This window comes from Streptomyces aureus (assembly GCF_000725495.1).
Taxonomy (GTDB): domain Bacteria; phylum Actinomycetota; class Actinomycetes; order Streptomycetales; family Streptomycetaceae; genus Streptomyces; species Streptomyces aureus_B.
Map to the genome: position 1 here is coordinate 305,268 of NZ_KL647041.1, position 12,250 is coordinate 317,517.

Below are 12,250 nucleotides of genomic sequence, written 5' to 3' on the forward strand. Positions count from 1 at the left end.
CCGGAATCAGGTCTGTTCGGTATCCCGACACCCGATGTCGCCCCAGGTCACGGTCCGGTGCCCCGAAAGTGGTGTGGGGTGTCTCACACCACGACACGGTGGGGTGACCTGGGGCAGAGTCGTCGCGGCCCGCTCAAGAGTGCGGTACCGTCCAACCTCGTGAGCCTTGTACGTCGCTGTTCGCGCACCGCTTGCGGCCGTCCCGCCGTCGCGACGCTGACGTACGTCTACGCCGACTCGACCGCGGTCCTCGGCCCGCTCGCCACCTACGCCGAACCCCACTGCTACGACCTGTGCGCCGAGCACTCCGAGCGCCTGACCGCGCCGCGCGGCTGGGAGGTCGTCCGCCTCGCCGACTCCTCCGGACCCGCGCGTCCCAGCGGCGACGACCTGGAGGCCCTGGCGAACGCGGTGCGCGAGGCGGCCCGTCCGCAGAAGCGCGCGGCGGAGGCCGGCGGCAGCGCCCGCTCGGCGGACCCCATGGAGGTCGCACGCCGCGGCCACCTGCGCATCCTGCGCTCGCCGGACAACTGACCCCGGCGCACCAGCCCGTACCGGCCTCCGCACCCCGCTCTCCCCTCGTCCCGCTCGGCGTCCGGCCCCCGGCTCGTCACCTCGCCGCGTCCCGGTCCCCTCGCGTCCGGTCGTCAACACCCCGTGGACACAACGGGAACCCGTCCGCACGCGGCCGGCCGACGCTCCCGCACCCCGGAGTCGCCCCCGTCACCGCCCAGTTCGCCGCCCCGCGCCGCGGATCGGCCCAACTCGTCGGCGCCGGAACCTCCTTGGTCCCCTCCGGGGCGTCGCTGCGGGCGGGGGCGCGCCCCGGCCGGGCCGGGCACGGCCCACGGCTCGCCGGACGGGTAGTTTGGGGCGACCGAAGTGGACTTCTGGAGGGTTGGCCGTGACCGCTGATCTGTCGCAGCTCGTGAAGGCGTACGACGTACGCGGGGTGGTCCCGGACCAGTGGGACGAGCCCCTCGCCGAGCTGTTCGGCGCCGCCTTCGTCCAAGTGACGGGAGCGGACGCCATCGTGATCGGCCACGACATGCGGCCCTCGTCGCCGGGCCTGTCCCGAGCCTTCGCGCGCGGCGCCGCCGCACGCGGCGCCGACGTCACCGAGATCGGCCTGTGCTCCACGGACCAGCTCTACTACGCCTCGGGCGCGCTCGGCCTGCCCGGCGCCATGTTCACCGCCTCGCACAACCCGGCCCAGTACAACGGCATCAAGATGTGCCGGGCGGGCGCGGCCCCCGTCGGACAGGACACCGGCCTCGCCGAGATCCGCGGGCTCGCCGAGACCTGGCTCGACTCCGGCGCCCCCGCCTCGGACGCCACGCCCGGAACGATCACGCGGCGCGAGACCCTCGACGACTACGCGGCCTACCTCCGCTCGCTCGTCGACCTGACCTCGATCCGCCCGCTGAAGGTCGTCGTCGACGCGGGCAACGGCATGGGCGGCCACACCGTGCCGACCGTGTTCTCCGGTCTGCCGCTCCAGCTCGTCCCGATGTACTTCGAGCTGGACGGCACGTTCCCGAACCACGAGGCCAACCCGCTCGACCCGGCGAACATCGTCGACCTCCAGAAGCGCGTCCGCGAGGAGGGAGCCGACCTCGGCCTCGCCTTCGACGGCGACGCCGACCGCTGCTTCGTCGTCGACGAGCGGGGCGAGCCGGTCTCCCCGTCCGCGATCACCGCGCTGGTGGCCGCCCGCGAGCTGGACAAGAGGGGCGGCGGCACGGTCATCCACAACCTCATCACCTCCTCGTCGGTCCCGGAGGTGGTCCGCGAGCACGGCGGCACGCCGGTGCGCACCCGCGTCGGCCACTCCTTCATCAAGGCCGAGATGGCCACCTCCGGTGCGATCTTCGGCGGCGAGCACTCCGCGCACTACTACTTCCGCGACTTCTGGAACGCCGACACGGGCATGCTGGCCGCCCTCCACGTCCTCGCCGCCCTCGGCGGCCAGGACGGCCCGCTCTCCGGCCTCGTCGCGGAGTACGACCGCTACGTGGGCTCCGGCGAGATCAACTCCACCGTCGACGACCAGGCGGCCCGCATGGCCGCCGTCAGGGCCGCCTACGAGGGCCGCGAGGGTGTCACCTTCGACGAACTCGACGGCCTGACGGTCACCTTCGGCGAGACCTGGTTCAACGTCCGCCCCTCCAACACCGAACCCCTCCTGCGCCTCAACGCCGAGGCCCGGGACGAGGCGACGATGACCCGCGTCCGCGACGAGGTCCTGAAGATCATCAGGGGCTGAGTCCACCGACCACCAGCGGGGAACACGACCGTGGGACGCCTGGTGCCACTGCCTGTATCCCTGGCCGGGGATACAGGCAGTGCTGCGCGTCCAGCCGGGGAACGCCGGGCCTCAGGGCTCGCGCCCGCCACCGGGGACGCCGGATCTCAGGACACGCGTGCTCACCAGGGCGTCCGGCGTCCGGGCCTGCGTGGACGACCTGGGACGCCGGGTCTCGTGGCCTGCGTGTCCGGCCGGGGCACGCCGGGGGCGAAGCCTCGTGCAGCCGGCCGGGGCGCCGGGATCGGAAGGACCGTGCCCTTGACCGGGCCCCGGGACGGGAAGGGCCGTGCGCCCTTGACCGGGGCGGGACCGGAAGGGCCGTTCCCGTGGCCGGGGTGCCAGGGCCGGAAGGGCCGTTCCCTTGGCCGGGACGCCGGGGCCGGAAGGGGTGTTCCCCTGGCCGGGGTGCCGGGTGGTGAGGCCGGTGACCCGCTTCGCGCGGCTCACGAACCGTGGGCGCGCCCCGGCACCGGGCTCCCCGCAGCGGTACCCTGACCAGGCCGCATCCACCGTTTCGGAAGGACACCCCATGCCGCTCGAAGCCGGCCTCCTGGAGATCCTCGCCTGCCCGGCCTGTCACGCCCCGCTCAAGGAGCAGGAGACCGAGCTGATCTGCACGGGAGCGGACTGCGGCCTCGCCTACCCGGTCCGCGACGGCATCCCCGTACTCCTGGTCGACGAGGCCCGGCGCCCCGCGTAGCCGACGCGTCCGCCCCGCGCACGGCGGCGCCGCGACCGCCGCACGCGAGGCGACGGCGGCGTCGTCCCCGCCCCCGGGCGTGACGGCGCGGCAGGCACCCCGACGAGCCCCGCCACCGACGACGAGCGACGGCACCGCCGCCCGCACGGACGACGGCGACGCGGCCGTCCCGATCGGCGGCCGGCGCCCCGTCCGCCACCCGGTCCGAACCCAGCGCCGCTCGGCACCTCGCGCGAGCGACCCCCGTGCAAGCGACCCCGGCGGTTCACGCGCAAGCCCCGCCCGGCGATCGGAGGCTCCGACCCCATGCTCGACGAATCGCTCCTCGACGATCCCGACGCGCTCACCCGGTCCGACCGGCGGGCCCTGCTCCGCGGCGCCGCCGAGGCCGGCGCCCGGGTGCGCACCGCGGTCCGGCACGCCGCCGAGGCCGGGATCGCCGAGCTGAAGCCGGACGGCCGCCCGCGCGCCGTCCTGATCGCGGGCCCCGGCATGGCCGCCACCGGCGTCGCCGAACTGCTCGGCACCCTCGCCGGGGCCAGCTGCCCCCTCACCCGGCTCACCCCCACCGGGGTCGCCCCCGCGGGCGGCGCCCTGCGCTGGGACCTGCCCGGCTGGGCGGGCCCCGTCGACCTCCTGCTGATCGCCACCCCGGACGGCACCGAACCCGGCCTGGAACTGCTCATCGAGCAGGCCTACCGGCGCGGCAGCACCGTCGCCGCCGTCGCCCCGGCGGGCACCCCGCTCGCCGAGTGGGTGCAGGGCAGCCACGGCCTCTTCGTCCCCATGGCGACCGCCCCGTACGACCAGGAGGAGCCCCTCGGCGCCTCGGCCCCCGGCGTGCTCTGGGCGCTGCTCACCCCGCTGCTCGCGCTCCTCGACCGCACCGGTCTGGTCTCGGCCCCGCCGACGGCGCTGCAGAAGGTCGCCGACCGCCTCGACCGCGTCGCCGAGCGCTGCGGCCCCGCGATCGCCGCGTACAGCAACCCCGCCAAGACCCTCGCCGTGGAACTGGCCGAGGCGCTCCCGGTGATCTGGACGGAGGGCACCTCGGCGGGCCCGGCCGGCCGCCGCTTCACCGCCGCGCTCGCCGAACTCGCCGGCCGCCCCGCGCTCACCGCCGAACTCCCCGAGGCGCTCGCCTCGCACAGCATGCTGCTCTCGGGCGCCCTCGCCGCCGGCGCGGACCCCGACGACTTCTTCCGGGACCGCGTCGAGGAGGCACAGGCGCTGCACGCGCGCGTGGTGCTGCTGCGCGACCGTCCCATCGGCGGGATCAGCGCCGCACCCGCCGCCCGGGAACTCGCCCTGAGCCACGACACCGCGATCAGCGAGCTCGAACCCGAGGAGGGCGGCGAGCTGGAGACCCTCGCCGAGCTGATCGCCATCACGGATTTCGCCGCCGTTTACCTGGCGCTCGCCTCGGGGGCCTGATCCTGGGGGCGGCACCACGCCCCGACCGACGCCCGCCCCCGGCGGGCCGCGCAGCGCACGTATGGAGAAGAAGACACCGATGGACCGCCTCGACAACACCGTCCGCCCCTACGCCTGGGGTTCGACCACCGCCATCCCCCGGCTGCTCGGCGTGGAGCCGACGGGCGAACCGCAGGCGGAGATGTGGATGGGCGCCCACCCGGGCGCTCCCTCGCGCACCGCGCGCGGTCCCCTCAACGAGGTCATCGGCGAGGACCCGGAGAAGGAACTCGGCCGCGCCGCCGTCGCCAGGTTCGGCCCCCGCCTGCCGTTCCTCCTCAAGCTCCTCGCCGCCGGAGCGCCCCTCTCCCTCCAGGTGCACCCCGACCTCGAACAGGCCCGGGAGGGCTACGAGGACGAGGAGCGCCGGGGCGTCCCGGTCGACGCCCCGCACCGCAACTACAAGGACGCCAACCACAAGCCCGAACTCATCTGCGCCCTCACCGAGTTCGACGGCCTGTGCGGCTTCCGCGCCCCCGAGGAGGCGGCCGCGCTCCTGGAAGCCCTCGGCGTCGACTCCCTCAAGCCGTACGCCGACCTGCTGCGCGCCCACCCGGAGGAGGCGGCCCTGCGCGAGGTCCTCACGGCGGTGCTGAGCGCCGACCCCGAGGACATGGCCCGCACGGTCGCCGAGACCACCGCCGCCTGCGAGCGTCTCGGCGGCGCCTACACCCCGTACGCCGGACTCGCCCACCACTACCCGGGCGACCCCGGAGTCATCGCCGCGATGCTCCTCAACCACGTCCGGCTCCAGCCCGGCGAGGCCCTCTTCCTCGGCGCCGGCATCCCGCACGCCTACCTGGACGGCCTCGGCGTCGAGATCATGGCCAACAGCGACAACGTCCTGCGCTGCGGTCTGACCCCCAAGCACGTCGACGTCCCCGAGCTCCTGCGCGTGGTCCGCTTCGAGGCGGCCGACCCCGGCGTCCTGCGCCCGGAGGCGTCCCCCGACGGCGAGGAGGTCTACGCGACCCCCATCGACGAGTTCCGTCTCTCCCGGTACGTCGTCGCCGAGGACGCCGATCCGCTCGACCTCACCCGCGCGACCCCGCAGATCCTGCTCTGCACCTCGGGCGCGGTCCGCGCCGACGGCATCGACCTGACCCCCGGCACCTCGGTCTTCGTACCGGCGGGCGAAAAGGCCGAAGTGTCAGGGTCCGGCACGATCTTCCGTGCGACAGTGGTCGCCTGACGGGACGACTGCACCCACCTGAGGCGCGCCGGCCACGGACCGGGCTGCAAGAATGGCCCACTTCAAAGGGCGGGCAAAGCCCGGACCGGGCGGGGTACGAGGGTACGAACGGGTCCGGACGGCGTACGAAGGGACAGCAGGAGCAGATGAGCGCTTCAGGCGGCACCAAAGCGATCGTGGCGGCACTCGGCGCCAACCTCGCGATCGCGGTATCGAAGTTCGTGGCGTTCGCGTTCAGCGGCTCCTCCTCGATGCTCGCCGAGGGCGTTCACTCGGTCGCCGACTCCGGCAACCAGGCGCTGCTGCTGATCGGCGGCAAGAAGGCCCAGCGCGCGGCGACCCCGCAGCACCCCTTCGGCTACGGCCGCGAGCGCTACATCTACGCCTTCCTGGTCTCGATCGTCCTTTTCTCCGTCGGTGGCATGTTCGCCGTCTACGAGGGCTACGAGAAGATCGTGCACCCGCACGAGATCGAGCACTGGTACTGGCCGGTCGGCGTGCTGGTGTTCGCGATCATCGCCGAGGGCTTCTCCTTCCGCACGGCCATCAAGGAGTCCAACGAGCTGCGCGGCTCGCACTCCTGGTCCCAGTTCATCCGCCGCGCCAAGGCCCCCGAACTGCCGGTCGTCCTCCTGGAGGACTTCGGCGCGCTCATCGGTCTGGTCCTCGCCCTCGGCGGCGTCGGCCTCGCCCTCCTCACCGGTGACGGCGTCTGGGACGGCATCGGCACGGTCTGCATCGGTGTCCTGCTCATCCTGATCGCGCTGGTGCTGGCCGCGGAGACCAAGTCCCTCCTGCTCGGCGAGGCCGCGGGCCCGGAGGAGACGGCGAAGATCGAGGCCGCGACGGTCGACGGCGACACCGTCACCGGCATCATCCACATGCGCACGCTCCACCTCGGCCCCGAGGAACTGCTGATCGCCGCGAAGATCGCCGTCCGGCACGACGACACGGCCGCCGAGGTCGCCCGGGCGATCGACGCCGCCGAGGCCCGCATCCGCGCCGCCGTGCCGATCGCCCGGGTGATCTACCTGGAGCCGGACATCTACAGCGACGCCGCGGCGGCCGCGGGCCCGGACCCCGCCGCGACGCCCGGAGGACCGACGCCGTCGCTCGACGGTCACTGATCCCGACCGCTCCCGCGCCGCCGGGCCTGTCCGAGAACCCGGACGGGCCCCGGCGGCGTTCCGCTTTTGTGCGACCGGCCCGACCCGCCGGCACCTGCGCCGATCCCTCCCGTTCCGGCCGATGGAGGCCGCTCTGTCCGGAGGTGGACTGGGGAGGGACACGCCCGTCGGTGTAGCTTGGTGACTGAGCCAGACGTCGCTGCTGATGGCGGTCGGGCGGTCCCACCGCGGACCGGCCGAGGGAGAGAGGGCCTCCGACGGACTGCGCTGCGCGCACCGGGCACACCCGTGTCCCGCTGGTGTACGTCCGTGTCCCGGTCGGGCACGCGCACGTGCCGCCGCCGCGCAGAACAGCCCTACCCACCTCGCCCCGATACCGAGGAGCAGCACTCAATGACGACTGTCGACAGCCGACAGGACTTCAAGGTCGCCGACCTCTCCCTGGCCGACTTCGGCCGCAAGGAGATCACCCTCGCCGAGCACGAGATGCCCGGCCTGATGTCGATCCGCAAGGAGTTCGCCGAGGCGCAGCCCCTGGCCGGCGCCCGGATCATGGGCTCGCTGCACATGACCGTGCAGACCGCCGTCCTGATCGAGACCCTGGTCGCCCTGGGCGCCGAGGTCCGCTGGGTGTCCTGCAACATCTTCTCCACCCAGGACCACGCGGCCGCCGCCGTCGCGGTCGGCCCGAACGGCACGCCCGACAACCCGCAGGGCATCCCGGTCTTCGCCTGGAAGGGTGAGACCCTGGAGGAGTACTGGTGGTGCACGGAGCAGGCGCTGACCTGGCCGAACAGCCCCACCGGCGGCCCGAACATGATCCTCGACGACGGTGGTGACGCCACCCTCCTCGTCCACAAGGGCGTCGAGTACGAGAAGGACGGCAAGGTCCCCTCGGTCGACACCGCCGAGTCCGACGAGCACCGCGTCATCCTCGAACTCCTGCACCGCACCATCACGGACGGCTCGCAGAAGTGGACCCAGCTCTCCTCCGAGATCCGCGGAGTGACCGAGGAGACCACCACCGGCGTCCACCGCCTGTACGAGATGCACCGTGACGGCACCCTGCTGTTCCCGGCGATCAACGTGAACGACGCCGTCACCAAGTCGAAGTTCGACAACAAGTACGGCTGCCGCCACTCCCTGATCGACGGCATCAACCGCGCCACCGACACCCTGATCGGCGGCAAGACCGCCGTCGTCTGCGGCTACGGCGACGTCGGCAAGGGCTGCGCCGAGTCCCTGCGCGGCCAGGGCGCCCGCGTGATCATCACCGAGATCGACCCGATCTGCGCGCTGCAGGCGGCGATGGACGGTTACCAGGTCACGACGCTGGACGAGGTCATCGACAAGGCCGACATCTTCGTCACCACGACCGGCAACAAGGACATCATCATGGCCGCCGACATGGCCAAGATGAAGCACCAGGCGATCGTCGGGAACATCGGCCACTTCGACAACGAGATCGACATGGCCGGCCTCGCGAAGATCGAGGGCATCGTCAAGGACGAGGTCAAGCCCCAGGTCCACACCTGGAAGTTCCCCGACGGCAAGGTCATCATCGTGCTGTCCGAGGGCCGCCTGCTGAACCTGGGCAACGCCACCGGCCACCCCTCGTTCGTGATGTCCAACTCCTTCGCGGACCAGACCCTGGCCCAGATCGAGCTGTTCACCAAGCCCGAGGAGTACCCGACCGACGTCTACGTGCTGCCCAAGCACCTCGACGAGAAGGTCGCCCGTCTTCACCTCGACGCCCTCGGCGTCAAGCTGACGACGCTCCGCCCGGAGCAGGCCTCGTACATCGGTGTCGAGGTCGAGGGCCCGTACAAGTCGGACCACTACCGCTACTGAGCACACCCGCCGAGCAGCGGCACCACCGCTCGGCGTCCGGATGTCAGCAGGCCCTCGCCCTCCCGGCGGGGGCCTGTCCCCGATGAGGACCTGAACGCCCATGCCCCGTGGCCGCTATTCGCTCCATGATCCGCACGATCACACCCCCCTCGCCGACGAACACTTCCACTGCGCGCCCGGCCCCTCCGGCTGGCGCTACGTCTCCCAGCTCACGACCCCGTCCGGCACCACGCCCGACGGCCTCCCCGAGCCCGGATCACCGACGGTCACCGGCTCCGTCGATCTCGCCCTCGACGATCTCGGCCGCCCCATCCGGCTCGAACTGCACGCGGGGGGCTGGCAGGTCCGGGGCGCCGCCCTCGACGGCGTCACCTGGGTCCGCACCGACCCCACCGGGACCGAGGCCACCGAAGGCAACGTGCCCGCCCACGCCTTCACCGGTACCTCCCCCGCCTTCCTCGTCGCCACCGCCCGTCTCCTTCGCCCCGCCCCCTCCGACACCCCCTCGGCGACCCGTGTCCGCCTCGTCGCCTTCACCGGCCAGGCCCTCGCCCCGCGCACCCTCGACCAGTCCTGGGCCTTGATCGCAAGCGAAACACACGCGACCGACAACGGTCCGCTGACTGTGGACGAATACCAGGTCACCGCGCTGGACACCGGGGAACAGCACGCCGTGCACATCGCCGGGGACGTGGTGCTCGCCGCCCCCGGCATCGAACTGGAACACCTCGAATCACCGCCGTCGGTGTTCACCTGACGGCGGTGCCGTCCTGTTCGCTTCCGTCGCCGCCTGACCACGCGCCGAGTCGGCTACGCGGGCGGCGCGAAGCCCGTCGAAGGCCGCTGCTCCTCCGCAACGGGCGGCTGCGGGGCAGCACCGGGGGCCGGGGAAGCCTGGGCGCCCGGGGTGGCGGGGCCGGTGTGGACGGCGGGCCCCTGAGGCGGGGAGTAGTGGGGGTGGCCGGAGGGAACCCCCGGCTGGAAGGGGTGGCCGGAGGGAGCCGGTGGCTGGAAGGGGGTGCCGACGGGCCCGCCCGGCCGGGCGGGCGGATGAGCGCCGGGGGCGGGGGCCGCGAAGCCGCCCGGAGCGGCACCGAACGTCCGACGGGCCTCCCGGGTCTGACGCTCCTGCACGACAGCCGCGAGATACGCCCCCGCCGGCACACCGTACGGAGCGGGAGCCCCGGTCCGGGCGGCGAGATCCGCCGCGAGCCGTTCCGCCATCGCCCCGCCTATCTGCGGATCGAGCTGCTGCATCCGCGTCAGGTACTGGCGTACGGCCAGCCACAGTCCGTCCGGCACGCCGGACAGGTCGAGCTCCGCGAACCGCCCCGCCAGCCACGGCGGCGGCGGGGGCACGTACGGCATCTGTCCCACCGGTATCCGCTCCCGCACGACCAGCGTCCCGGCGAACACGTCCCCCAGCCGCCGCCCGCGCTCCGACACCAGCGAGGCGATGCACGCGACGATCCCGAACGTCATCAGGATCTCGACCACGCCCACCGCGCCCCGCACCAGAGCGTGCCGGAACCGGATCGGCCCGCCGTCGTCCCGCACCACCCGCAGCCCGCACGCCAGCTTCCCCAGCGAGCGGCCATGACTCAGCGTCTCCACGGCGATCGGGCCGCCGACCAGCACCAGCAGGAAACTCGCGATCGAGACGGCGATCTGCGCCGCGTCGTCCAGCGCGGCGGTCGAGGCGACCAGACCGATGGTCACGACGATGTACACCGTCAGCGCCACGGCCAGATCGAGCACCACGGCGAGCGCCCGGCTCGGCAGTTTCGCGGGCCGCAGCTCCAATGCCACTGCCTCGCCCGTCACCAGCTCACTCACGCGTGCCGCCCTTCCCCTGACCTGCCCCGACAACCGCCAGTCTGCCAAGCTGAGGGTGCACCGCGCCCCAGTAGGACAAGCTGACATCCACGATGAGCCCCCGAGCGCAGCCGAGGAGCAGGCAAACCGATGGACCTCGACGTCTTCGTCTCCGCCCACCGGAGCGAGTGGGACAGACTCGACGCCCTGCTGCGCCGCCAGCGCCGCCTCAACGGGGCCGAGGCCGATGAACTCGTCACCCTGTACCAGCGGACCGCCACCCATCTCTCGCTGATCCAGTCCAGTGCGCCCGATCCCCAGCTGACCGGGCGCCTCAGCCAGTTGGTGGCCCGCGCGCGCAGTGCCGTGACCGGCACCCGCCGGGCCTCCTGGCGCGATGTCACCCGCTTCCTGACGCACGGCTTTCCCGCCGCCGTCTACCGCTCCCGCCACTGGTGGGTGCCCACGGCCCTGGTCTCCACGGCGATAGCCGCCCTCCTGGGGTGGTGGATCGGCGCCCATCCCGAGGTCCAGGCCGCCATCGCGGCCCCCCAGGAACTGAGGTCGCTCACCCGTCCCGGCGGTGAGTACGAGACCTACTACTCCAGCCATCCGGCCGCCGCCTTCGCCGCCCAGGTGTGGACGAACAACGCCGAGGCCGCCGCCATGTGCCTGGTCCTGGGCGTCTTCCTGGGCCTGCCGGTCCTGTGGATCCTCTTCGAGAACATGCTCAACCTGGGGGTGGGCATCGGCCTGATGACGTCGGCCGGCCGTCTCGACACCTTCCTCGGGCTCGTCCTCCCGCACGGCCTGCTCGAACTGACCGCGGTGTTCGTCGCCGCGGGCACGGGACTGAAGCTGGGCTGGACCGTGATCGACCCGGGCCCGCGAACCCGGCGCACCGCCCTCGCGGAGGAGGGCCGCGCCGCGCTGGGCATGGCGATAGGTCTCGCGCTGGTCCTCTTCGTCTCGGGCGCCATCGAAGGCTTCGTGACGCCCTCGGGCCTGCCCACCTGGGCCCGCATCGGCATCGGCATCACCGCCGAGCTGGCGTTCCTCGCGTACGTCTTCGTCCTCGGGGGACGCGCGGCCCGCTCCGGCGAGACGGGCGACGTCTCGGCGTCCGAGCGAAGCGCCACTCTGCCGACGGCCGCTTGATGTGCGCGGCGCCCTGTTGACCTGCTAGCCTTCTCGTCACCCCAGAAAACTCGTTGACACGGGTTGAGCGGGGAGGTAGATTCGAACAGTTGCCTAGAACTGGACACGTCCGGTGGCAGCGGTTAGAGTCTGCTCGCTTCTCAAGTAAATCGACACGTCGATTCAGAAGAAGCCACTCCCGATGATTCAGAAATGGCTGCCGGTCAATCCGGCCCCCAAGATTCTGATAAAGTCGGACCCGCCGAAAAGGAAAACGCGAAAGCGGATCGCCTTGGAAGCACCGAGGAAATCAGGCCCGAAAGGATCTGATAGAGTCGGACTCGCCGGAAAGGGAAACGCGAAAGCGAGAACCTGGAAAGCACCGAGGAAATCGGATACGGAAACGGTCTGATAGAGTCGGAAACGCAAGACCGAAGGGAAGCGCCCGGAGGAAAGCCCGAGAGGGTGGCGCACAGCGAGGACGCTGTGAACCGAGGGATTATTCCTCCCTCTGGTTCCGCTCTCGTGGTGTCGTCCCGATTACGGGAAAACATTCACGGAGAGTTTGATCCTGGCTCAGGACGAACGCTGGCGGCGTGCTTAACACATGCAAGTCGAACGATGAACCACTTCGGTGGGGATTAGTG

The 12,250-nt window shown here is 72.1% G+C and carries 10 protein-coding genes and 1 rRNA gene; 10 read left to right on the forward strand and 1 reads right to left on the reverse strand.

Annotated features, from left to right (window positions below):
* The first annotated feature begins 108 nt into the window (after positions 1–108).
* From IO36_RS41080 to IO36_RS41110, 8 genes are all read left to right on the forward strand, one after another.
* The gene (locus tag IO36_RS41080) at positions 109–534 is read left to right on the forward strand and encodes a DUF3499 domain-containing protein (RefSeq protein WP_078943775.1); all 426 of its coding nucleotides are present in this window, start codon (positions 109–111) and stop codon (positions 532–534) included.
* 370 nt (positions 535–904) lie between these two features.
* On the forward strand, positions 905–2,266 hold the full coding sequence (locus IO36_RS41085; protein WP_037628271.1) for a phosphomannomutase/phosphoglucomutase: 1,362 nt from the start codon (positions 905–907) through the stop codon (positions 2,264–2,266).
* A 571-nt stretch (positions 2,267–2,837) separates the two neighbouring features.
* Positions 2,838–3,008, forward strand: coding sequence for a Trm112 family protein (locus IO36_RS45530; protein ID WP_078943765.1), 171 nt, complete (start codon positions 2,838–2,840; stop codon positions 3,006–3,008).
* Between the two features lie 306 nt (positions 3,009–3,314).
* Positions 3,315–4,442, forward strand: coding sequence for an SIS domain-containing protein (locus IO36_RS41090; protein WP_037628272.1), 1,128 nt, complete (start codon positions 3,315–3,317; stop codon positions 4,440–4,442).
* Positions 4,443–4,521: 79 nt separating this feature from the next.
* Positions 4,522–5,673, forward strand: a complete 1,152-nt coding sequence (gene manA / locus IO36_RS41095) for a mannose-6-phosphate isomerase, class I (RefSeq protein WP_037628273.1) — start codon at positions 4,522–4,524, stop codon at positions 5,671–5,673.
* 146 nt (positions 5,674–5,819) lie between these two features.
* Entirely contained in the window at positions 5,820–6,800 is a 981-nt protein-coding gene (locus IO36_RS41100; protein ID WP_037628274.1) for a cation diffusion facilitator family transporter, read from the forward strand.
* Positions 6,801–7,193: 393 nt separating this feature from the next.
* Positions 7,194–8,651, forward strand: a complete 1,458-nt coding sequence (gene ahcY, locus IO36_RS41105) for an adenosylhomocysteinase (RefSeq protein WP_037628275.1) — start codon at positions 7,194–7,196, stop codon at positions 8,649–8,651.
* Between the two features lie 100 nt (positions 8,652–8,751).
* Positions 8,752–9,408 carry a hypothetical protein gene (locus tag IO36_RS41110; RefSeq protein ID WP_037628276.1) on the forward strand — a complete coding sequence of 219 codons (657 nt, stop codon included), beginning with the start codon at positions 8,752–8,754 and terminating at the stop codon, positions 9,406–9,408.
* Between the two features lie 53 nt (positions 9,409–9,461).
* Here the strand turns inward: IO36_RS41110 and IO36_RS41115 are convergent, their stop codons facing one another.
* The gene (locus IO36_RS41115; protein WP_107065926.1) at positions 9,462–10,487 is read right to left on the reverse strand and encodes an RDD family protein; all 1,026 of its coding nucleotides are present in this window, start codon (positions 10,485–10,487) and stop codon (positions 9,462–9,464) included.
* Between the two features lie 129 nt (positions 10,488–10,616).
* On the opposite strand from IO36_RS41115, the gene IO36_RS41120 reads away from it, so the two are divergent.
* The gene (locus IO36_RS41120; RefSeq protein WP_037628277.1) at positions 10,617–11,624 is read left to right on the forward strand and encodes a stage II sporulation protein M; all 1,008 of its coding nucleotides are present in this window, start codon (positions 10,617–10,619) and stop codon (positions 11,622–11,624) included.
* Between the two features lie 532 nt (positions 11,625–12,156).
* A 16S ribosomal RNA gene (locus IO36_RS41125) occupies positions 12,157–12,250 on the forward strand; the annotation flags it as partial.